General features: G+C 62.0%; 18 protein-coding genes, 1 tRNA gene and 2 pseudogenes. 7 read left to right on the forward strand and 14 right to left on the reverse strand.

What is annotated here, in order from left to right; translation table 11 throughout:
• Positions 1-39: 39 nt before the first annotated feature.
• The 3 genes from BGO80_RS06775 to BGO80_RS19405 all read left to right on the forward strand — a co-directional run bounded on the left by BGO80_RS06775 (position 40) and on the right by BGO80_RS19405 (position 1,979).
• Positions 40-1,473 (forward strand): sensor histidine kinase, encoded by a 1,434-nt coding sequence (locus tag BGO80_RS06775; RefSeq protein WP_286720281.1) that lies wholly within the window; start codon positions 40-42, stop codon positions 1,471-1,473.
• Positions 1,474-1,600: 127 nt separating this feature from the next.
• Positions 1,601-1,674, forward strand: a tRNA-Arg gene (locus BGO80_RS06780).
• A gap of 17 nt (positions 1,675-1,691) precedes the next feature.
• Positions 1,692-1,979, forward strand: coding sequence for a hypothetical protein (locus BGO80_RS19405; RefSeq protein ID WP_353744199.1), 288 nt, complete (start codon positions 1,692-1,694; stop codon positions 1,977-1,979).
• Positions 1,980-2,086: 107 nt separating this feature from the next.
• Here BGO80_RS19405 and BGO80_RS06785 read toward each other — a convergent pair whose 3' ends face one another.
• The gene (locus BGO80_RS06785) at positions 2,087-3,304 is read right to left on the reverse strand and encodes a recombinase family protein (RefSeq protein ID WP_329601430.1); all 1,218 of its coding nucleotides are present in this window, start codon (positions 3,302-3,304) and stop codon (positions 2,087-2,089) included.
• Complete coding sequence (locus BGO80_RS06790) at positions 3,301-3,504, reverse strand: HVO_A0114 family putative DNA-binding protein (RefSeq protein WP_329601435.1); 204 nt, start codon at positions 3,502-3,504, stop codon at positions 3,301-3,303. The genes BGO80_RS06785 and BGO80_RS06790 overlap by 4 nt, the downstream gene beginning before the upstream one ends.
• Positions 3,505-3,681: 177 nt before the next feature.
• Here BGO80_RS06790 and BGO80_RS06795 point away from each other — a divergent pair, with 177 nt between their 5' ends.
• Positions 3,682-3,969: a DNA -binding domain-containing protein gene (locus tag BGO80_RS06795; RefSeq protein ID WP_126148907.1), complete on the forward strand. Its 288-nt coding sequence runs from the start codon at positions 3,682-3,684 to the stop codon at positions 3,967-3,969.
• Between the two features lie 19 nt (positions 3,970-3,988).
• Here the strand turns inward: BGO80_RS06795 and BGO80_RS06800 are convergent, their stop codons facing one another.
• The 4 genes and pseudogenes from BGO80_RS06800 to BGO80_RS06810 form a co-directional block, all read right to left on the reverse strand.
• Positions 3,989-4,171: a DNA -binding domain-containing protein gene (locus tag BGO80_RS06800; RefSeq protein ID WP_286720283.1), complete on the reverse strand. Its 183-nt coding sequence runs from the start codon at positions 4,169-4,171 to the stop codon at positions 3,989-3,991.
• A gap of 32 nt (positions 4,172-4,203) precedes the next feature.
• Positions 4,204-4,518 (reverse strand): annotated as a pseudogene (locus tag BGO80_RS19410) (DNA -binding domain-containing protein); the annotation flags it as partial.
• Positions 4,519-4,564: 46 nt separating this feature from the next.
• Positions 4,565-4,779 (reverse strand): annotated as a pseudogene (locus tag BGO80_RS19415) (transcriptional regulator domain-containing protein).
• A 195-nt stretch (positions 4,780-4,974) separates the two neighbouring features.
• Positions 4,975-5,502, reverse strand: a complete 528-nt coding sequence (locus BGO80_RS06810) for an antirestriction protein ArdA (protein WP_286720286.1) — start codon at positions 5,500-5,502, stop codon at positions 4,975-4,977.
• Between the two features lie 732 nt (positions 5,503-6,234).
• Here BGO80_RS06810 and BGO80_RS06815 point away from each other — a divergent pair.
• The gene (locus BGO80_RS06815; protein WP_286720289.1) at positions 6,235-8,283 is read left to right on the forward strand and encodes a GAF domain-containing protein; all 2,049 of its coding nucleotides are present in this window, start codon (positions 6,235-6,237) and stop codon (positions 8,281-8,283) included.
• Positions 8,284-8,291: 8 nt separating this feature from the next.
• Positions 8,292-8,672, forward strand: coding sequence for a response regulator (locus BGO80_RS06820; RefSeq protein ID WP_286720291.1), 381 nt, complete (start codon positions 8,292-8,294; stop codon positions 8,670-8,672).
• A gap of 143 nt (positions 8,673-8,815) precedes the next feature.
• Here BGO80_RS06820 and BGO80_RS06825 read toward each other — a convergent pair whose 3' ends face one another.
• The 7 genes from BGO80_RS06825 to BGO80_RS06855 all read right to left on the reverse strand — a co-directional run bounded on the left by BGO80_RS06825 (position 8,816) and on the right by BGO80_RS06855 (position 22,039).
• Positions 8,816-9,625, reverse strand: a complete 810-nt coding sequence (locus BGO80_RS06825) for a transglutaminase-like domain-containing protein (RefSeq protein ID WP_286720293.1) — start codon at positions 9,623-9,625, stop codon at positions 8,816-8,818.
• A gap of 81 nt (positions 9,626-9,706) precedes the next feature.
• Entirely contained in the window at positions 9,707-11,827 is a 2,121-nt protein-coding gene (gene katE / locus BGO80_RS06830; protein ID WP_286720296.1) for a catalase, read from the reverse strand.
• A 59-nt stretch (positions 11,828-11,886) separates the two neighbouring features.
• Positions 11,887-12,381 carry a YciE/YciF ferroxidase family protein gene (locus BGO80_RS06835; protein ID WP_286720299.1) on the reverse strand — a complete coding sequence of 165 codons (495 nt, stop codon included), beginning with the start codon at positions 12,379-12,381 and terminating at the stop codon, positions 11,887-11,889.
• A 239-nt stretch (positions 12,382-12,620) separates the two neighbouring features.
• Entirely contained in the window at positions 12,621-21,098 is an 8,478-nt protein-coding gene (locus BGO80_RS06840) for a glycoside hydrolase family 94 protein (RefSeq protein ID WP_286720302.1), read from the reverse strand.
• Positions 21,095-21,229, reverse strand: coding sequence for a hypothetical protein (locus BGO80_RS06845; RefSeq protein ID WP_268907369.1), 135 nt, complete (start codon positions 21,227-21,229; stop codon positions 21,095-21,097). Before BGO80_RS06845 ends, BGO80_RS06840 begins: the two co-directional genes overlap by 4 nt.
• A gap of 116 nt (positions 21,230-21,345) precedes the next feature.
• Positions 21,346-21,579 carry a hypothetical protein gene (locus BGO80_RS06850; RefSeq protein WP_126148614.1) on the reverse strand — a complete coding sequence of 78 codons (234 nt, stop codon included), beginning with the start codon at positions 21,577-21,579 and terminating at the stop codon, positions 21,346-21,348.
• Between the two features lie 193 nt (positions 21,580-21,772).
• The gene (locus tag BGO80_RS06855; RefSeq protein WP_286720308.1) at positions 21,773-22,039 is read right to left on the reverse strand and encodes a hypothetical protein; all 267 of its coding nucleotides are present in this window, start codon (positions 22,037-22,039) and stop codon (positions 21,773-21,775) included.
• Between the two features lie 198 nt (positions 22,040-22,237).
• On the opposite strand from BGO80_RS06855, the gene BGO80_RS06860 reads away from it, so the two are divergent.
• Positions 22,238-22,363, forward strand: coding sequence for a hypothetical protein (locus BGO80_RS06860; RefSeq protein WP_286720311.1), 126 nt, complete (start codon positions 22,238-22,240; stop codon positions 22,361-22,363).
• An 89-nt stretch (positions 22,364-22,452) separates the two neighbouring features.
• Here BGO80_RS06860 and BGO80_RS06865 read toward each other — a convergent pair whose 3' ends face one another.
• Positions 22,453-22,701, reverse strand: a complete 249-nt coding sequence (locus BGO80_RS06865) for a hypothetical protein (protein WP_286720314.1) — start codon at positions 22,699-22,701, stop codon at positions 22,453-22,455.
• Positions 22,702-22,748 lie beyond the last annotated feature (47 nt).

The raw sequence follows: 22,748 nt of genomic DNA on the forward strand, positions 1-22,748 counted from the left end.
CTGTCGGGGCGGGCGGATTTGCCCTATGATCCCAAGACGATGAACGACGACCCGAGCGCCCTGCGCGGCCGATTTGCCGGCCTCTCCAACAAGCTGATCGCCACCATTATCGGGGTGATCCTCTTGGTCGAAATCGTCATCTATTTCCCCTCCGTCGCCAGCTTTCGCAATACCTGGCTCGAAGACCGGCTGCGCGTGGGCGTGGTCGCGGCGCGGGTGCTCGATGCCGTGCCCGACGTGATGGCGCTGCCGCGCGAGCTGACCGACCGGCTTTTGACCTCGGCCGAAGCCGACGCCATCGTTTATCGCCGTGCCGGACAGAGCCAGCTGATCGAGCGGGCCGAACCGGTGATGCCCGACGTCGTCACCATGGCCGACCTGCGGCAGCGCGACCTGCCCAGCCAGATCATGGGCGCCATCGACACCCTGCTCGCCGGCCCGGGCCGCACGCTGCGCATCGTGGGCGAGGGCGACAATGAAGAAAGTCTGGTCGAGCTGCTGATGCCCGAGCAGCCGCTGCGCCGCGACATGCTCGACTATTCGCGCAATATCATGCTGGTGTCGCTGGGGATCGCCTCGGTGACCGCCTTCGCGCTCTATATGGTGGTGAGCCGGCTGTTCATCGACCCGATGGTGCGGCTCAGCGCCAATATGCTGGCTTTCCGCAAGGAGCCGGACAATGCGGCGCTGATTCTCACCCCCTCCAGCCGGCGCGACGAAATCGGCATTGCCGAGCGCGAGCTGGCGGCGATGGAGAGCGACCTTTTCTCCATGTTGCGACAACGCCAGCACCTGGCCGATCTCGGCTTAGCGGTGGCCAAGATCAATCACGACCTGCGCAATACGCTGACCTCGGCGCAATTGCTTTCCGATCAGGTGGCGACGCTGGACGATCCCAATGTGCAGCGGCTGGCGCCGCGACTGGTCACGACGCTGGACAAGGCCATCGGCTTTGCCCAGGCGGTGCTCGACTATGGGCGCGACGCGGTGGCGCCACCGAAGTTTGCCCCGGTGGCGCTGCGGCCGCTGGTGGAGGAGGCCGCCTTCGAGGCGCGGCTGTCCGGCCATCCGACGGTGGCCTTCGTCAACCAGGTGCCGGCCGAACTGGTGGTCACTGCCGATGCCGGGCAATTGAGTCGGGTGTTTCTCAACCTGCTCAAGAATGCGCGCGAGGCACTGGAAAAGCTCAATGGCGGCGGCGACCCGCTCGAAGTTGTGGTCTCTGCCTCTGCCGGGCTGGCCGGGGCGATGGCGCAGGTTTCGATAATGGACAATGGGCCGGGCCTGCCGCCGCGGGCGCGCGACAACCTTTTCGTCGCCTTCGAAGGCTCGGCGCGCTCCGGTGGCACCGGGCTGGGCCTCGTCATCGCGCGCGAAATCGTGCAGTCGCATGGCGGCCAGCTCAGCTTTGTCGACCAGCCCAAGGGCACGCGCTTCGACCTCACCCTGCCAATGGCGCCGATCGAGGCGTGATCCACAGCTCTGTTGCAAAAAACGTAAGTAGCCGCTTGCAATGGTCAAAAGGGCCCTGTAAGGGATGCCTCACTTCTGGACGGCGGCCTTGCCCCGCTCCAACAAGTGCCTGCCAAAGCAGGCCTGCGCGCCCGTAGCTCAGCTGGATAGAGCACCAGACTACGAATCTGGGGGTCAGGAGTTCGAATCTCTTCGGGCGCGCATTTCAGAACAGAACTATGAACGCCGAACGCCGCCGTTTCTACGCTAGAAGCGGCGACCAGCGTTCGCAGCAGTTCCGATTTCGATCCCATGATGCGAACCTCGTCGTCGGCGACCTCGACGCGCTGCGCCAGAGCGCGCAGATGGTCGCGTCGGTAGCCGCCATCGTCGAGTCGAATCCGCTCACGAGCCTTGCGGGCGAAGCCCTTGAGCATATCGGGGCTGACGCCCTGATTGCCTGGACTGTCGAGGGCGAGCTGTGTGCGCTCGGCGTCGGCGGCGGCCTGATCCCGCAACGCCTTTAGGCTCACCATGCGTTCTTTCGCCATGGCGTCGTCCTTGTCCACCATGCCGGATTCGATGGCGTCAAAGAGACGGCCGAGCCGCTGGTCGGCTTCCGTGATTCGCCGGTTCAGCTCGGCAAGATGCTCCCGGCGGGCTCGGCGCGCTCCTGCCGCCGGTCGATGACACTGGCGAGGACGGTTTCCAGTCGCTTGGGGTGGAGCAGCCGATCCCCGATATGATCGGCGACCAGATGGTCCAGCTTGTCCATCGGGAGCGTGCGGCCCTTGTAGCCGGTCTTGCCCTGCCGAGCCTTGGTCGAGCAGGTGTAATATCGGTATGTCGCTCCCGTGCTGCCTTGGCCGGTGCGCAACGTCAGCGCACCTCCGCACTTGGCGCAGAAGCAAATGCCTGTCAGCAGTGTGGGGCCGCTGGAGACACGCGCCGGCGTCACCATGGGATTGCGCGATTTGAGGCGGGCTTGCACCGCGTCGTAAATCTCGCGCTCGATCAGGGGCGGCACCGCCATAATCGCGACCTCGCTCTCTGGCTTCTTCTCCCGGTCCTTGTGCGAGCGGGTGTTGAACCTGTGCTCGCCGATATAGGTGGTGCGGGTCAGGATGGCGTGGATTTGCGCCAGTCCCCAGCGCCCGCCATCGCGGGTGAAGAAGCGGCGCTCGTTGAAATAGGTGGCGATGGCCTTGACGCCCATCGCGCCGGCCGTGCCATCGCCTTCGAGGAACAGGCGATAGATCAGCCGCACGGTGTCGGCGTGCAGCGGGTCGATCTCCAGCTTCTTCTTGGTCTTCGATCCCCGCTGCTCGGCCGCGACGATGCGATAGCCGATAGGTGGCCGTGCGCCGTTCCAGAAGCCTTGCCGGGCGTTCTCGTTCATGGCGCGCAGGACGTGCTTGGCGTTCTCCCTTGACTGGTATTCGTCGAACAGCGCCATGATCTGCAGCATCATCTGGTGCATGGGATCGTCGCCCATCTCCTGCGTGATGGACACCAGCTTGACGCCGTTCTTCGCCAGCTTGCGAACGTAGAACTCCATCTCGCAGTGATCGCGGAAGAAGCGCGAGAAGCTATGCACCACGACTATATCGAAGGGCGCAGGCTTGGACGTGCCTGCCTCGATCATGCGCTGGAACTCGGGGCGCTTGTCATTGGTGGCGGTGGCACCGGGTTCAACGTAAGTCTCAACGAGCTGGAAGCCGCGTTGCTCGCAATAGGCTTCGCCCTGCCGCTTCTGATCGGGAATGGAAATGTCATGCTCGGCCTGCCGGGCGGTCGAAACGCGCAGATAGAGGGCAGCGCGAGCGGTTATGGTTGGGCTGTGCATGTTCATGGCCGATCTCCTATGGCCTTCCTCGGCTTCGTACGGTCGATCAGGGGCAACGTCAGTTCCACGCGGTCATGCACCACCTTGGGCGCGAGCTTGCGGCCGTGGCCCGGCTCAAACCGCACAAGGCCGTAGCTCTCCATCGTTTTCAGGGTGCGTGAGAGATTGGAGCCGGCCCGGCCGGTGATTTCCGCCAGTTCCTCCAGCGAGGACGGGGCTTTGACCTATGGTCGGGGAGCCTGTGGCGTATACAACAGGCTTTCCGAGCTAAAGGCCATGGGGCCGTTTCGTGACGGTTACTAACTCCCCCATGACCAAGAGTCAGAGAGAATCGTTTGCGGGGGCGCACCGCAGACAAAGCTCTCTCGGATACGGGAATGACTATGCGGGTTCCCGTCGAACTCGATCCAGATGTGGACGATGAAGCGCCAACCGGCGACGCCATCACCATCTATGACGAACGGCATTTCGTGACCTATCTGCGGCTGCTCGATGCCAAGGCCGAGGGCGTAGACTGGAAGGAAGTCGCGCAAATCGTGCTGCACCGTGATCCCGTCGCCAAGGAGCTTCGGACCTACCGTTGCTGGCAAAGCCACCTCGAACGCGCGCAATGGCTTTCGCGCGAGGGCTATCGAAAGATTCTGGAGCAGGCGGCAGCCAACAAGGCGTGAGGTCAAAGGCCGAGAACGATCAACGCTTGTCGGGCTTGATCGGGTAGTGAAGCAGAAGCCGATAGCCCCCGCGCATCATCTTGATGCCGTGCGCGACCAGACTGCGGGCTTTGTTCTTGCGCGGATCGCTCTCGAAATCCTCCTTCGTGCCGCGAAAGCCGAGCAGGACTTCGGCGATGGTGCGATAGCTTTCGCCGCGCAACCGCGCAACCGCGCGTCAAGCGCGCGCAGGGTCAAGATATGCCATTGCCGGAGTTGCGCAGGCACGGCTCGGAAATCAGGACCGGGTGCGCGGCCGGTGAGAGATCGCCAGAAACGGCGTGCCGCGTGCGTGCGCAGCTCCAGAAATGAATCCATCGGCAGCGTGACGGCATAGAACGCGGCGGCGTCCGGCACGGCCTCGGGCAGCCAGAATTGATGGGTGACGCCATCCACCTGCCAGATACCGTGCCAGCCATCGGTAGCCTGGCGCAGGTCGAGGCCTTCGAGATGTGCCAACGTCAATATCGGTTCGGTGTCGTCATCCTTGTGATCGACCGGCGACAACATCACGGCTTGCGGTTGAAGGCGCGGACACCAGATCAGCGATTGCCGGTCATGCGGCGCGTCGGGATCGCAAGGGAATTCGCAAACCCCAGCGATGCGCGAACGCTTCAAGGTCGCGGGCAGCCGCCCCTCCGGTCGATGCGATGGTCTGAAAGTCCCGACGATATTCGTCGTTGCGGCGCAATATTCCCAAGCGAAACCAGCGGCAGGGATGTGCTTTGTGTGCCCGTATGCCGCCGGAGATCGCCAATCGATGCTGAGCATGGCGTCACCTCCCCAAGCCGGGATGCTGGGCAGCGCCCGGCAAAAAGAGGTTCAAGGATCACTGGAAATATAGAACCCGCTCAAAACAGATACGTTGAGCGGCTAACTCGATCACTCTATTGGTGCATTTGGGTTGGCGACAGTCGGTGCTTTCGAGATGCCTGCCCGCATGAGCACGGACAGGAAGTCATGTTTTCATCTATTGGAAAACACATGCACCTCGCCGCGCGCGGTCTCGATGGTGAACAGGTCGCCGCCCATCTCGGCTTCGCGCGCCATCGCGTCCCAATCGACATAGTTGCGCAGCGCCTCGGGAATCGTGACGCTCTCGGTGGTCAATTCCTCCATGTAGTCGGCGAGGCTGGCGAACCGACCATGATAGCAATCCTCCAACGTGGACTCGGTTTGGTCCATGTCGCCGCTGAACTGCTCCAGCAGGCCCGCGCCAAGTGCGCCATGCTCTGCGATGAAAGCGGCCATTCGCGCCACGGTGTCGATGCCGGCATATTCGGAGATGCTAACGCCCTCGAAGCCCTCATAATCGTAAATGGCGTATTCCTCCGCGCCCTCTACAGGGGAACGGGCAAGCATCGCGGCAATTTCATCCCTGATCTGATCGGTGTCCTGATCCGCGTCGACCCAAGCCCCATGCAGATAGCTGTTACTGTATGCGGCAAGGCAGGCAACATAGATGCGGGGATTGCTGTCGGATATGTTGGTCATGTCTGATCCTCGGGCCTGAAGGTCAGCGAAGCGGAACGCCGCGCCTGACCTTCTGGCCGTCGCCGAGACTGGGGTAGCAACGAGCAAGGGCGGTCGGGGCGGAGGAGGATCACCCGGTCTGCACAAGCGAAGCGCGGAAGGCTGGGGATACCGCCCCGGACGGTTCCACTTACCTTGCTGGCGCGAGGGCAAGGCCCTTAGAAATTTCCCGGGTACTGGCCTTGCAAACAGGTGGTTTCAGAATAGAGCTGCTCGCGACACCAGTTTTAGCAATGGCAAGGTTGGGGCCGTGAGCAGTCTGTCCGCAATTGGTGGTCGCATGGCGGAAAGCCGCCATTAGGTCTGCAGGCGCGCCGATGGCTCACTTGGGGCCGTTTTCAGACTGTCTGCCTTTTAAGTTCAGAACGCAGATAGCAGCCGCTCTGTTTCCGGAACCATTCCTATCGTACAACCCGCCGACGGACATTTCATACTCGCCTGTATTAGGAGAACAGGCGGTTCCGCTGGAATGCTAACTGCACGACGTGTGGATAGAGCCTGGCAAATATGATTGGCTTCAGCGATGGGCGCCTTCCGACGGCTTCCGCGATGGCATGTAATCCATCATCGTGCCATGACCTTTTTCACTAAAATGCCTTACGCGTGGGGCCTGCCGCCATATTATGATTGTATTTGCGAACAGAGGCCAAATTCGATCAAAAACGTCGAGAATGACATAAAGGATTTCGGGCGATGATTATTGCGGTCAACGACGCCATCGACCGTGAGGAAGAGCGGTTGTCCGCACTGGCGCGCTACGAAATACTTGATACGCCGCGCGAGACTGACTTCGACGATATCGCCCGGCTGGCCTCGGACATCTGTGGTACACCGATTGCGGTGGTCAACCTGATTGCCGACAGACGCCAGTTCTTCAAGGCCGAAGTGGGCTTGGGTGTAAGGGAAACACCTTTCGAAAGCTCATTCTGCGCCAAGGCGATTTTGGAGGAAGACCTCTTGATCGTTCCTGACGCCACCAAGGATGCGCGGTTCGACGGCAATCCTCTGGTGACTGGCGAACCGCATCTGCGATTTTATGCCGGCGCGCTACTCAAGACCGATGAGGGACTCCCAATCGGTACGGTATGCGTACTCGATTTCGAGCCTCGGCAATTGAGTGAACTGCAGCAGCGCACGCTTCGCGTGCTTGCCCGTCAGGTCATGACGCAGCTCGAGCTTCGTCGCGCCCTCAGGGCACAGGCATATCAGACCGAGGTGCAGCGCCGTCTGGGCATACGTCGCCAGGCGCAAGCAACACGTCTGGTGGCGGAGAACGAACAGATACGGCTGGACGAAGCCCGATTGCGCATTGCCCAGCATGCCGGCGGCATCGGCATCTTCGAAGTCGATATCGCCAGCGGCGAAGTAGAAGTTTCCGAGGAGTTCTGCCGCATTTTCGGGCTTCCGGCACAGCGATCTTATCCCGCTGCTACTCTTGAAGCGCTGGTGGAAAAGGACGATGAGGCTCTCCGTTCGGACAAGCAGACAAGGCGCACCGGGACGGCACGCCTGGACGTGGAATATCGAATCCGGCGGCCGGACGATGGCGAATTACGCTGGGTGGCACGGCGCGCCAGATTTGTGATGGACCCAAATGGCCAGCCGACCAAAATGGTTGGTGTGGTCATCGACATCAGCGACAGCAAGCAGCGCGATATCCGGAATGCCGCGTTGCTCTCGCTTGGCGACCGTCTTCGCGAAGTCGGCACGATCGAGGAGGCCCTGCGCATTTCCTCAGCGGTCCTGGCTCAGGGATTGGCGGTCGATCGCGCCGGTTATTCCCGCATCGATCGCCAGGCCGATGCTTTCGTGGTCGAACTCGACTGGAACGCTCCGAACGTCATTTCCCTTGCTGGTGGTAAACCGCTCGGCGGGTTTGCGGAGATATTGGAGAAGCTGGCAAACGGGCAGACGCTGGCGCTGCCCGATGTTGCGCAGGCTGAATGGCTTGGGGGGCATGGCGCCGACTATCTGGAGCACAACGTGCGCTCGCTGCTGAAAGTGCCTGTCGTCGAACGCGGCCAGCTCGTCGGCGTGCTGTTCGCCCATGACAGCACGGCACGGATATGGACCCGGGACGAAATGGAATTCGCCAGGGGCGTCGCCGACCGCACTTACGCTTCCCTTGGCAAGATCGGGGCCGAAGACGAGCAACGCGTCCTCAATCAGGAATTGAGCCATCGCCTCAAGAACACTCTGGCCATCGTGCAGGCCATTGCCACACAGACATTGAAGAATGTGTCGGAGCGCGACGCAGTCGACGCCTTCTCAGCTCGATTGCAGGCGTTGAGCGCTGCTCATGAAATCCTGCTGAACCAGTCATGGTCACGAGCCAGAATGAGAGCTGTGATCGAAAAAGTGCTGGCGATCCACGCGGAGCCAAATCGCATCGCCATTACCGGCCCCGACGTTCCTCTCGGCCCCAAGGCAGGTCTTTCGCTGTCCCTGATTTTCCATGAACTGGGAACCAATGCCGTCAAGTACGGGGCATTATCGAACCAGGACGGCAGGGTCGATGTTTCCTGGACCGTAACGGGTGAGGGCGGTGACAGGGTCCTGAACCTGACTTGGCACGAGCGAGGCGGTCCCAGCGTCGTCGAGCCAACGCGCAAGGGATTTGGCTCGCGGCTGATCCGTATGGGAATCGCCGGAACAGGCGATGTCGACAAACGTTATGAACCGACAGGGTTGGTCGCGGTGTTCCGCGCGCCGATGAGCCTGATCCAGGAACTCGGCGATTAGGACAATAAATGGCATACCGGCCCACTGAAGCGGCACCGTTCGTCGTGCTCGTCGTAGAGGACGAACCGCTTATTCGTATGTCTGCCGTCGATCTCGTGGAAGAAGCGGGGTTCGTCGCCATCGAAGCAGCAAATGCCGACGAAGCTATGTCCTATCTCGGACAGAAGACAGAAATCTCCGCATTGTTCACCGATGTCGACATGCCCGGATCCATGGATGGGCTGGAACTTGCCCGAACTATATCGCGGAGCCGCCCAGATATTTGTGTCATCATCGGTTCCGGACATAGAAAGGTCGCACCTGAGGATTTGCCTCGTGGTGCCTTGTTCTTTTCCAAGCCGTACGATCTGCCGCGGCTGACCGCGGCGCTAAAAACGCTCGCTTCATAGCGTATCGCTCCACCTGCGCGAGGCTGGATGATCTTCGTCCCGGCTGGGGTCTTTTGACTTGCCAAAACTGTCCTGGAGGACCGCGTCCCATTGACTGGACCTGTCTGATGCACGAACCGCGAATGCCCGCAAAGGGGTCTTAATCAGCTGTCGGCTTCTTGGGTGATCACGGAAAACCCCACAAGTGTGCTCGGCCCGAAGGTTAGCGTCAGGGGCACGTCTTCGGCATCGCGGCCACGCGCGATCAGTATGCGGCCGATCCTTGGATCGTTGTTGCGAGGGTCGAACATATACCACTGACCGCCCAGAAAGACCTCGATCCAGGCCGCGAAATCCTGCGGCGCATAGGGCGGGGGAAGGCCGATATCGCTGATATAGCCGGTGCAATAGCGCGTCGGGATGTTGAGGCAGCGCAGAAACGTTATCGCCAGATGGGCGAAATCCCGGCAGACCCCGACACCTTCGTTGTAGGCCTCCCAGGCGGTGCGGGTGGGGCGCGATTTGGTATAGTCGAATTGCAGGTGCTCATGGACGAAATTCACGACCGCCTCAACGCGAGCGCGGCCCAAAGGCGTGTTGCCAAACAGGTTCCAGGCCGTTTCCGATAGAAATGCGGTCTCGCAATAGCGGCTGCCCAAAAGGAATTGCAGCGTGTCGTGCGGCAGGTTCTGTATCTGTAGTTGCTCTGCATCCGGCGCGGCCTCGTCCCATCGCCCATCATCCCGAACCACGGCTCGCGTTCGCAGGATCATTTGTCCCCTGGGTGCCACCAGCCGATTGCACCAGTTTCCGAACGTGTCGCGATATCCCTCCACCGGCACGATTGGGGAGGTTAGCAGATGGTCCGGCCCCTCAAGGTCGGATACGCGGGAGGAATGCACGTTGAGGATGGCGATCAGCGGCGTGGGCTGGGCCAGCTCGAAGGTCAGCTCACTGCCGACAAGAATACGCATTAAGGACTCCTCGATGAGAATGTGCCACTGGAGAACTGGCTGTTCATCCGCCTTTTCACGCCGTGCCGGTTGGAAGGCAGGCTAGAGCTTGACCACATCCTCCCGCGACCAGAGCCGCAGCTTTCGGCAGCTCTCGATGAACTGAGTGATCGCGCTCGCTGAGTCTAGGGCGATGACCCCCTCGTCCAGATCCGCTGCTATCCCGGCCTTTTCAAACAACGGAGCGGCTTCGGCACTGTGGGCAATGAATTTGCAATGAGCAAAAGCATCGGTAACGAAGTCTCGCGCCGCCGCCTCGCCCAATAGGCGCTCAGCACCATCCGCGGACACGATCAGGGCGACGGCGTCGAACAGGACCGACGGGCCGCCATCGATCATATGGTGAGCATCGATATGCGAGCCATCGCCCGCCGTTACGCCACCCACTTTGGGCGCGACGATTTCCATCAATGCGCCTTCTTTCTCTAGCGCCGCTTGAACCTTCTTCACCAGGCTAGCATCACAGCCGTCAGTGACGAGAACACCGACCTTCCTGCCGGCAAAGCTGTCCGGGCCATTCTTGATGATGCTCAGTGCGTCCGATGCGGGAAGGTCATCACGTGGCGGCACCGCCGCATCGGCAGGTGCAGGAAGTTCAGTGATGCCGAGCTTGTCGGCCACGGTTTCGGCCAGGCCCGGATCGATATTGAGCAGATGGGAAATCATGCGCTCGCGGATAACCGGTGTTTCCACCTTGCTCAGCTCGAATGTGAGCGCCATGGCGATGTGCTTTTGTTCATGCACGGTCTGGCTGTTGAAGAACTGCCGCGCCTGGCTGTAGTGGTCGGCGAAACTTTCAGGACGCAGCCGGCTCTTGGTGCCCTCGAGTTCCTCGGGAAAGGCGCGATGTCCCCTCCTGGGATCTTCACGCGGCCCGGCCGCCCATGAATTGGGCTGGTAGTTCGCCCGACCCGCCGGATTGTGCATCGCCATGTGACCATCCTGCTGGAAATGGTGGAAGGGGCATTTGGGCGCGTTGATCGGCAGATGGGTAAAATTGGTCGAGCCCAGCCGCTTGATCTGGGTATCGAGGTAGGAAAAGTTCCGCCCCTGCAGCAAGGGATCGTTGGAAAAGTCGATCCCGGGCGGGACATTCTGCGTCATGAACGCGACCTGCTCGGTTTCGGCGAAGAAATTGTCGGGCATGCGATCGAGCACCAGCCGGCCAACCGGGACCGGGGCGATGATTTCTTCGGGAATGAGCTTGGTGGGATCGAGAATGTCGAAGTCGAAGCTGTCGGCAAAGTCCTGATCGAAAAGCTGGACGCACAATTCCCATTCGGGATAGTCGCCAGCCTGGATGGCATTCCAGAGGTCGCGGCGGTGAAAGTCCGGGTCGGCGCCGTTGATCTTGACGGCTTCGTTCCACACCACCGATTGCAGGCCAAGCTTGGGCTTCCAGATGAATTTGACAAAGGTGGAGCGGTCCTCCGCGTCCAGCAGGCGGAAGGTGTGCACGCCGAACCCTTCCATGAATCGGAAGGATCGCGGGATGGCCCGGTCGGACATGACCCACATGATCATGTGCATGGATTCGGGTGTAAGCGAAATAAAGTCCCAGAAATTGTCATGCGCCGACTGTGCCTGGGGGAAGCCGCGATCGGGCTCGGGCTTCACCGAATGGATGACGTCGGGAAACTTGATGGCGTCCTGAATGAAGAAGACCGGAATGTTGTTGCCAACGAGATCCCAGTTGCCCTCCTGCGTATAAAGCTTGACGGCAAAGCCCCTGACATCCCGCGCAAGATCGAATGACCCCTTGGACCCCGCCACGGTTGAAAACCGCACGAAGGCCGGTGTCTTTTCGCCGGGACGCTGGAAGATGTCTGCCCTGGTATAATCGGCCAGGACATCATAGGCCTCGAAATAGCCGTGCGCGCCATAGCCTCGGGCATGCACGACACGTTCGGGAATGCGCTCGTGATCGAAATGAAAGATCTTCTCCCGGAAATGGAAGTCTTCCATCAGGACCGGACCGCGTGCCCCGACCTTGAGTGAATTCTGGTCGTCGCTGACCGGCACGCCGTGAGCGGTGGTGGTCACCGGGGTATCGCCCGTGGCAAGCTGATGCAACTCCCCGCCATTGTCGCGCGTCAACACCTGGTCATGCACGCGCGCATCCATTGATGGGGATGAAGCCGTCGACTTGGTTTTCCTGGCCATTGTGGGCCTCCGATTCTCGCAGACAATTAAAAAGGCCAGGTTTCCCGGGCCCATGCGCATCAAGCCACAGCGGCTGAATTGACCGAAGTCTCCGCCAACTGGGTCAGATCGGTATCGGTCTGAAGTTCTTCCTGCAGCGTCGCGTCGAGCAAAGTGGCCGCTTCGTCGAGACCGAGCTCGGTGGCCCAGCGCTTGAGGGTGCCATAGCGGGCAATCTCATAGTGCTCGACGGCCTGGGCGGCGGAGATAAGGCCGGCATCAAGCGCAACCGTATCTTTGAATGCGTCGATGACATCCTCGCCCTCGGAGATGATGCCTTCGATGGCTTCGCAGGTCTTGCCGCGTGCGACCTTGCCCATCAGCTCGAACACCTGTTGCAAGCGCTCGACATGCCCCTGAGTTTCGCCGCGGTGCTTTTCGAACGCCGCCTTGAGTGCCTCGGATTGCGCTGCCCTCTTCATCTTGGGCAAGGCCTTCAGGATTTTCCGTTCCGCGTAATAGATGTCCTTGAGAGTATCCTCAAAGAGGTCGCTTAGTGTTTTCTCGGCGGCCACCGTGACGCTCCTTGATCAGCTCGCTCACGGAAGGTGAGGTGCAGGCTCAACGAGGTGCACATGCCTTCGTTCCTTGTCCTACGGTCACTTCTTTCCAATCCGCACAAGCCGAGGCCGAATGCGGCTCCCGCCACGGCGCGGAGTTCATCTCGGATGCACCTTGCTCCCGCGTCCTGGGGCGTAACGGAAATGGCTGCACGCCGAATTGCGGCGGGATGAATCTCAGGCGCAGGGCACGCTCAGGGGCCAGGCGGGGCTTTGCGGCCAAGTTCGATGACAAGGGTATGTTCGCCGCCATCGAGCGGCACCTGGAAGACGCCCCTTTGAGGCAGCAGCGCTGCCCCGTCCATTGTCGCGCTGCTGGGTGCCTCGGATCGCTCACTTCGGTGGCGCACGATGACTTGGCAATTTGTGTCCGCCAAGTTCAGTGTTGCGGAAAACTCCGGCCAATCCGGCGGAATGCAGGGATCGACAACCAGCGCATCACCCTGCCGCCGCAGCCCCAAGATGCCTTCGATGCCGGCGCGATACATCCAGCCGGCTGATCCCGTGTACCAAGTCCAGCCGCCTCGACCAATATGCGGTGCGACCGAATAGACATCGGCCGCTATGACATAGGGTTCCACCTTGTAGCGTGCGACGGACCGAGGATCCGAAGCGTGGTTTATTGGGTTGACGAGAGCAAACAGATCATGCGCCTTTTCGCTGAGGCCCAGCTTGGCGAACGCCATTATTGCCCACATGGCCGCATGGCTATATTGGCCCCCATTCTCGCGAAGCCCCGGTGGATAGCCCTTGATGTAACCGGGATCGCGTGACGTCTTGTCGAATGGTGGCGTGAACAGCAAGGCGATGCCGTCCGCCTTGCGGATCAGGTGTTGGTCGAGCGATGACATGGCTTTGAGCGCGCGGATCGGATCGGCCGCGCCCGACAGCACCGCCCAGGATTGGGCGATGGCGTCGATGCGGCACTCGTCATTGTCTTTTGAACCCAGCCAGGACCCGTCATCAAACGTGGCGCGGCGGTACCAGGCACCATCCCAAGCCTCGCGCTCCAACGCGGTCTTGAGGCGGGCCGCATGGTTTTTCCAGCGCTTGGCACGCATGGGATCGCGCTGTTCGGCGAAAGGCATGATGAGATCGATGGCGCTGATCAGCAGCCAGCCCAGCCAGACGCTCTCGCCCTTGCCCCCCTCGCCGACGCGGTTCATGCCGTCGTTCCAATCCCCGGTGCCCATGAGCGGCAAACCATGGTCGCCGCTGAGCCTGACCGCTTGGTCAAGGCCGAGCGCGCAATGCTCGAACAAGGATGCGGATCGTTCGGACACCATGGGCTGGAAGAAAGCATCGTGCTCGCCTTCGGCCAGTTTCTGGCCTTCAAGAAACGGCACGGTTTCATCCAGGATGGTTTCGTCCCCTGTCGTGCCGGCATAGCTGGCGGTGGCAAAGGCCAGCCACACCCGATCGTCGGAGATGCGCGTGCGCACGCCCTGGCCGGAATGGGGCAGCCACCAGTGCTGCACGTCACCTTCAATGAATTGCCGTCCGGCAGCGCGCAGGATATGGGCACGGGTGTCCCCGGGCCTCGACAGGGTCAGCGCCATGCCATCCTGCAACTGGTCGCGAAAACCATAGGCGCCGCTGGCCTGATAGAAACCGGAGCGCGCCTGGATGCGGCAGGCCATGGTCTGATAGAGCAGCCAGCCATTGAGCATGATGTCCATGGCGCGATCGGGCGTGTTGACCTGCACTGCGCCCAGCACTGACTGCCAATGCGCATTCACTTCCGCCAGTACGGCGTCGAGGTCGACCGCGCGATAGCGCGCGATCAGGTCGCGCGCCGACGCCTCGGATTCCGCTTCGCCCAACAGGCAGACCAGTTCAATGCTTTCGCCCGCCGCCAGTTCGATCCCGGTCTGCAGCGCGGCGCAAGGGTCGAATCCGGCACCGGTCTTGCCGGACAGTGCGGCGTGGCCGACAAGCGCTTCCGGCACCGCGGCATCGCCGTTGCGTCCGAGAAATTCGGTGCGGTCGGCCGTCCAGGCGGTTTGCCTTCCGCCCATATCGGCAAAACCGACTCGGCCGGGAAATGCCATCGCCCAATTGTTGCGCGCGAACAGCGCACCCGTCTGCGGGTCACTGACCATGGTAAGGAATGGTGCGGTCGTGCCGCGCTGCGTACCGAGAACGAACTCGGCATAGCTGGTGACCGACAGCCGACGCGGCCGCCCCGAGCGATTGGTGAGGGTGAGCCGCGATATCCTAATCGGGTCGGCGAGCGGCACATAGGACAGCAGGTCGCTTTCGATGCCGTGAGCCCGATGGGTAAAGCGGCTATAGCCGAAACCGTGGCGCGCCACATAACGCCCGTGGTCGCGGATGGGTTGTGCCGTGGGGCTCCACAGCGCCAGTGTGTCCTCGTCGCGGATATAGATCGCCTCACCGGTCGGGTCGGCGACCGGGTCGTTCGACCAGGGCGTGATCTGGTTTTCGCGGCTATTGCCGGCCCAGGCATGAAAGCTGCCTTCGCTCGATACCTGAAAACCAAACCCATCGTTTGCGATGACATTGATCCAGGGCGCGGGGGTCGTGACGCCATTTTCGAGCACGGTGACATATTCCGTGCCGTTGCGGGCAAAGCCGCCCAACCCGTTGAAGAATTCCAGAGGGTCGGGCTGTTCGACATTTTCGGCCGAGACGGGGACACCTGGCGCCGCCGTGGGGAGAACAGAGGTCTTGTCCAGACCGGCATGGTAGGCGAGCTGGTCGCTGATGGGACCGCGACGGGCCGCGAGTACCACTCGTGCGGTAGCGTTGAGCAGGTTGCGCGTTTCCAGAGTCATCAGGTCGGCGCGGAGCACATGCACCGAGCCCTCGGCCGGCCTGTCGTCATAGCGCGGCCTGGACTGGCTGGAGCGCACAGCCGCTTCGATGGCGTTCTGCAAATCCTGCACATATGAGGAGCCGCGCTCGTTCACGATCACCAGGTCGACGGCCAGTCGCTTGATGCGCCAATATTCGTGTGCCCGCAGGATTTGCCGCACCTGCGCCATGTCTTCCATGGCATCTATGCGCAGAAGCACGATGGGCAGGTCACCCGAAATGGCCTGCGGCCAAAGGGCCGATTGCGGCCCCATGCCGCTGGCAATGATGTCGGAGCCGGGCCGGAAACGCGGATCGGCATAGAGGATGGGCGCGGCCAGCCGCTGGAAGTCGGCAGCTTCATCCAGCGCGATGCCAAGGTGATAGAGCTGTACCTGAGCCTGCGTCCAGGCCAGGGTGCGCGCGCGACCATAGGCACTGCGGTCGTGATGCTGGTCGATCAGTTCCATCAGCTCGGCGCGCGATGAGGCCACCAGCGTCCAGAAAGCGATCCGGGCGACCTTGCCCGGTGGAATGCGCACGTGCTGGCGCAGCGAGAACACCGGATCGAGCACGGTGCCGGCCGTATTTGACAAGGCCTTTCCATCATGGATGGCAGCGGCATTGCCAATGGCACGGTTGCGTCCAAGAAACCGGGCACGATCGGATTCATACTGCGGATCGGCGATGACGTCGCCTTCGACGACAGCGAAATGGGCCGCCCAGATTTCTGGTTCGGAGGGTGAACGCCGGCGGCGCGTTGCGATCAGAGCGTCGAATTCGGCGAGATATTCGGTCTCCACGAACATCTTGGCGAAGGCGGGGTGGGCATTTTCGGTGGCCGGCGCGGTCAGCACCAGTTCTGAATAGGAGGTCAGCTCGATCTCCCGTGCCCGGCGGCCGCTATTGGTCAGGCAAACCCGCCGCACCTCGCCATCGTCCTCGCCCGAGACCAGCACATCCATTTCGCTCGCCAGCGTTCCATCCCGACGCCGGAACTGGGCATGATCCTCACCGAACACGACCGAGGCTTCGGTTTTCTCGTTCATCGGCTGCGCGGTCGGAGAAAAGACGAGGCCTGTTTGCGTGTCCTTGAGAAAGATATAGGCCCCGCAATTGTCGCTTGTGGCATCTTCGCGCCAGCGGGTGATGGCAATGTCGCGCCAGCGGCTGTAGCCGCTGCCCGAGGCTGTCAGCATGACAGCATAGCGCCCATTCGACAGAAGATGGGTAGCGGGCGCTGCATCACGCGGTAGGGTCAGGCGGCGGACTGAAGGGGCTGCGTTGATCGCAGCGCCGACGGACGCCCTGACCTCCTCGGCGCGCGGCCGGATAACGGCAACATCGCGCGGAATGCGCTCGGACAGCAGCAATTCGCTCGCCTTGATGATCGGATCGCGGTGAAACCGCTCTCGCATGCGTCCATTGTCCAGCACATTGGCGAGGGCGACCAGGGTCATGCCCTGGTGATGCGCCATATAGGAGCGCACGATGGCGACATCTTCGCCCTCGGGCAGCCTTGAGCGGGTGAAATCGAGCGCTTCGTAAAAACCATGCACGCCCAGAGCGCCCATTTTCTCAAAGCGCCGAAAATTCTCCGCCGCCTCCTGCGGGTCGACCATGGCGGCGAGGCCAGTCGCATAGGGCGCGACGACCATATTGCTCGCCAGTCCGCGCTTGAGCCCCAATCCGGGCACGCCGAAATTGGAATATTGGTAGGTAAACTCGTAGTCCCGCGCATTGTAGGCGGACTCGGAAATGCCCCAGGGCACGTTGCGCGCCCTGCCATAGGCCTGCTGGCGGCCGACGATCAGCCGGTTGGTGTCGTCGAGAAGGCTGCCGGCCGGCGCACGCATGACCAGCGAGGGCATGAGATATTCGAACATCGAGCCCGACCACGAGATCAGGGCCGAACCATCCCTTAGCGGGGTGGCCGTGCGACCGAGCCGGAACCAGTGCCTGGTCGCGACATCGCCCTTGGCGATGGCAAAGAGGCTGGCCAGCCGCGCCTCGGAAGCCAGCAGGTCATAGCAATTGCTATCGAGGCCATTTTCGGCCAGCGAATAGCCGATGGACAGCAGCTTCCTGTCCGGGTCGAGCAGAAAGGCGAAATCCATGCCGAGCGCCATGCGGCGCGCGGTCTGCGCCAATGCGACAAGGCGCTTGCCAAGCGCCGCAGGATTGTCTTGGATCAACTGCCGGTCCCGTGCGCCTTCGGTCAGGGCGTGGCGCAGGGCCAATATCCAGAAAAGGTCAGGGCCTGCTTTGTCCGAGACCGGGCGGGATACACTCCCTGCCTTGAGCGCCTTGTCCGTCAGCCGCAAAAGTGCCGGAGTGACGAGGTCAGGCGATTGCGGTCCCTTGAGCAGGACGGCGATTTCGTCAAGAACGGAGGAAACGAGGCCATGGCCTTCGCCGGGGCTGTCCTTGCTCGCCACCCTTGCAAGCGCCAGCGTATCAAGAAGCCCCTGCGACGAGGATGCCGGCAGCGCTTGCGCCCAGTCTTCGCAGGCATTGGCAAGGGCGATCAAATGACCCGCGAAATTGCCGCTATCGACCGACGACACATAGGCCGGGTCGAGCACCCTCAAGTCCCGCGTATCGTACCAGTTGAAGAAATGCCCCCGATAGTGGGGGAGTTTATCAAGCGTGGCAAAGCCGGTCTCCAGCCGCTCGATGGTTTCGAGTGTGCCGGCCCAGCCGAAATCGCGTGCGGCCACGGCCGACAGGAAATAGAGCCCGATATTGGTCGGAGAGGTCCTGTGGGCAACTGCCGGCCTTGGCGTTTCCTGGAAATTGTCGGGCGGCAGCATGTTCTCTTCGGGCGTGACGAAGGTCTCGAAGAACCGCCAGGTGCGCCGCGCTGCCAGGCGCAAATAGTCGGCATCGGTGGCGGTGAGTGCCCTATCCAGCCGGGCCTGCGGCGCACGGCTGATGCGCAGGGCAATAGAAGGCGCAGCCAGCCAGATCGTGCCAAAGGCTAGGGCCAGCGGCCAGGTGAGCGGCGCGACGATCAAAGCCGCAGCCAACATGAGAAACGCCAAACCAGTACCGCCGGCCATGTCGCGATAGAAACCGTAGAGGGCCAAGCGCGCCCTGCCGCCCGAACTGGCCGAAGTCGTCCATTCGAGCAGATGCCGGCGCGTCACTGCGAGGCGGAACAGCGTGCGCACGATGGCGTCGCCATTGCGCCAGGCCTGATCGGGCAGAAGGGCAAGACCAAGCCCGATCTGCAATCCCGCCATCCTGAGATCGCCGAAGAGGCCGCGCAGGTGGGCGCGCCATTGCAGACCCGGTCGCCTTGGAATGATGGCAAACAGAGCTGGCAGCAGTGCCGGGATTGCCAGCGTGGCAAGGATCGCCCCGGCCGCAACAATACCGATCCGAAGCGGCATCAGGCAGCAGATCACCAATGCGAGAAAGGCGGCCGGTGCAAGCAGCGACCGGCGCAGATTGTCGACCATCTTCCAGCGGCCCACTGCCGGCACGGTGCGATCCGAGCCGATCCAGGGCAGCAATTGCCAGTCACCGCGCGTCCAGCGATGCTGCCGTCGTGCGGCCACGTCGTAGCGCGCGGGAAAGTCGTCGACCATCTCGATGTCGGAGGCCAGTCCGGCCCGGGCGAAAACGCCCTCGAACAGGTCATGGCTCAGCAATGTATTTTCGGGAATGCGACCGGCCAGCGCCGTCTCGAAGGCATCGACATCGTAAATGCCCTTGCCGGTATAGGAGCCTTCGCCAAACAGATCCTGATAGACGTCGGAGACAGCCGCCGCGTAGGGATCGATGCCGCCGGGCGCCGAAAAGACACGCTGATAGAGCGAGCCCTCGCGCCCGAGCGGAAGAGATGGCGTGACGCGCGGTTGCATGATGGCGTAGCCGTCGATGACACGGCGGCCTGCCGTGTCGAAGCGGGGCCGGTTGAGCGGATGGGACATCTTGCCGATCAGGCGCAGCGCCGCATCGCGTGGCAATTGCGTGTCCGCGTCGAGGGTAATGACGTAGCGCACATCTTTGGGCACTGCGGGAATCTCGCCTGTCTCGGTAACAAAGCTGGTATCGGTCGCCCCGCGCAGCAGGCGGTTAAGCTCATGCAGCTTGCCGCGCTTGCGCTCCCACCCCATCCACACGCCTTCGCTGGGATTGAAGCAGCGATCGCGATTGAGGAGCAGGAAGCGATCGCCAGCAGGACCCGGACCGTGTCTGGCGTTGAGCGCGGCGATGGCCTGCCGGCCGAGGCCGAGAAGCGCGGCATCGCCGTCGAGGATTTGCGCCTTGGCATCCAGCCCGTCCGTCAGCAGGGCAAAACTGATATCGCCGCCTGCGCCGGATAGGTAATGCACTTCGAGCCGCTCGATGTCTTCGAGAAGCGCTGTGTGATCTGCCAAGAGCGTCGGGACTACAACCAGCGTGCGCAGCTCCGGCGGCACACCCTCGGCCAGTTCAAGACCAGGCAGGCTTGCCGATCCCAATCCCCAGCCAATGGCGCGATTGACGAGCGCGGTCGCCAGCTCGCTGGCTGGGAGCAACGCCAATGCCAGAAACGTGCAGAGCAGCGCCATGGGAAGCCCCAGGCCCGCCAGGGTCCAGCCGGTCAACGCAAGCAGGGCGAAGGTGGTGGCGGTTATGGACAGACCATATCCGCCGATCCCGAGGCGGCCGGCCAGTCGCCCGAAACGCAGCCGGGCTGGCGCGCGAAAGCCGATGGCCTGTTCAAGCGCCGGCCGTCCGCGCCCCAACAGGTGATAACCCGTATCGCCCTGCCGGTCCGCGTCTATACCCGTATCAACTTGTCGGGCTGCCGACAGCGCCGTTTGGGCGATATCGAGCTCGGAAAGCCGCGAACCGCGCGCCAGATGTTCGATGGCGCTGCGATAGAGATCGCGCGTGGCAAAATCCATGCGGGTGAAGCCATCTGCCTCGCCCAGCTTTGCATCGACCAGGCTGACGCTTTCGAACAGGTCTGCCCAGTCTATGTCGGAAATCAGCCGCATGCTGGTGATGACATTGCGCACCGTGACATTGGATGCGCCCTGGCGCTGCTGGGCGTGCTGCACCACTGTCTCGATGGAGGTGCTCTGCCGGGCAAGACGGGCTTCGAGCCAGCCATGGGCCGGGGTGGTGCTCGGATCATGGTCGCGCAGTCGCTTGGCCAATTGCGCCGCAAACAGCTCATTCAGGGGCTCGTCCGACATGCGCGTCATTGCTGCTTCACCGCCGGAGGCGAGCAACAGGTCGGCGAGTGCGTCGCCCTCGGCGCGCGCCTTGCGTCCGGCGGTAATCTGGTCCGCCAGCCGGCGCAGATTTTCCACCAACACGATGCGCAAAGTGATCGCCACAGCCCATAATTCGCCGATGGTCAGTGGCTGGACCTGCTGGTAGGCGGCGATGAACCGGGTCAGCGTTTCCGGGTCGAAATGGCTATCGGTATGGGCGATAAACGCCCAGGCCAGCCCGAAAACCCGCGGATAGCCTGCGAACGGACCATCGGCAAGCTTGGGCAATTGCCGGTAGTAATTTGGCGGCAGATCGTCGTGGATCTCGCGGATCTGCTCCTCGACCAGATGATAATTGTCGAGGAGCCATTCAGCTGCCGGCACGACGCCACGATCGCTGTCCATCTCCATGGCGCTGGCACGATAGGCAGCCAGAAGGACGGCAGCATTGCTTTTCAGCCTTTTGTGCAGCGAGAGAACGGCAGGCGGACGTTCGGTTATGCGCTGGGCCGAAGCAAGGCTGTTCGCATGTTGTTCGAGCCGCTCGACACCGAACAATTCCTCGCGCACCGGAGCGGTATCGAGCCAGGGACTGGCGGGCCGCACCTGACCGCCGGCCGCTGCGGCCGCTTCGGTCATCGTTGCTTCTTTGGTACCGCGATCCGTTCCAGCACCGCCTTGCTCGATAGCGTTGCGGCCTCGGCCACCGGCTCTCGCACCTTTTTGGGCTTTTTGATCTCGCGATTGCCGCGTTTCTGTTCCTTGGCCATGATTGATCCTCGGCCCGGATACGGCCGGACGGCCGTCCGGAAAGCTCCGGAGTGGTTCTATGTCGAGCAGCCATGGCGAGCAGGACTGGTGACTACCGTCTGCTCCCGCGGCCAGGCTATTCCATCAGCCCTGGAGGCAAATCGCCCAGCTTAAGCAATATGCGGGGCTCGTCATAGGCGTCGGTTTCCACGTCCACCTCCTGGGAAAAGGCGATGACGCCAGCGCGTGTCGGCGCCAGCCGCTCCGCCGTTGCCATTGCTTTCTCAGCCGTCTTGGTGGTTTGGACCGGATCGGCAACGAGTTTCCGACCGACCTGCTTGAACGCCTGAACCAGATACATCGTCGCCATGCCTGCCTCTAAACTCCAAAATCATGTGCCATTGCCGCCCTTGCGCTTGCGGACCGATCATCGGCCTGCGTGCAGGGTAAGCTCATGGTCTGAGCCAGGGCGCGGTTGGGCACGCCATATCTTGGGGCGCGGGCTTTACCTGCGCCTTCAATTCTTCCGCCGATGCGAGGGCATTTGCTGCCGATCATGCGGGTCAGGGCAGCGTCGGCTCGATGCCCGAATTGCGGTCATTGAGGATCGCCGCCTCAAGATCGCCGGCGGTGACAGGGAAGGCTTCGATGCGCCCCGGATAGCGCAACAGAATGCTCGACATCGTTCGGTGCGCGTCCCACATCACGTCTAAATGTTCCACCTCCGAGCGGACCTCGAATGTGCCCGGCGCATGCGGCTCCTGCATACCCGGCAGCTTGAAGGGGAACAGGAACGTCACGGACCTGCTAGTTGAGGGGGCGCTGGTCATGCTTTCCCTCCGAGCCTGGCAATATCCTTGGCGCTGGTGCGCTACGGGCGCGTTCCGCCTTGAAGCGTGGATAGGCCGAGACTCGCACGGACGGAACCAGGGCGGGGTAGGCACTGCGTCTGAAGGGAATGATCTTGCTCGGAATAGTCATCGATATTCTCCTGGAGTGGACGTTTATTTCGTGACGAGCGCCGCCAGATGTCGCTGTGTACGCACAACATGCAGGGCAATCCCACCGGCAGCAGCCAGTGCCATCATGCCGGCCACTGGCACGACGTGACGCGTGAGGTCGAGTTCGTAAAAGCCGGCGACTGCGGCCAGTAGCAGAATGGCTGAGACCGATCCCACCACACCGTAAGTCAGTACCGAGCCACCCGGTGGCGGAGCATCCGCGTTGGATCGCGGCTCGCTCTTCATGGGCGTTCAGTCCTGGCGAGCGGGAAAGCTGCAGCATCATAGAGGCCACGAATTTGAATGCCGTCGAACCGCTGTTCGTCGACTTCCAGCAAGGAGCCGCGCAGCAGGGGAGCCGGCATGTCCTCAATGGCATAGCGCACGGCCTCGGCGGCGGTGGTGAAGCGCCGGTAGCTCACCCGGCCCGATTTATAAGGGCTTTTGCTCGGAAAGAGCTCGGCGGCGGAGGCATAGTCGAACTGCGTCATGTCCAGTTCTCCTTGTGAGTATATGTGTGTGGCTCTGAACGATTTCA

Origin of the sequence: Devosia sp. 63-57, assembly GCF_001899045.1 — a bacterium.
Lineage (GTDB): Bacteria > Pseudomonadota > Alphaproteobacteria > Rhizobiales > Devosiaceae > Devosia > Devosia equisanguinis.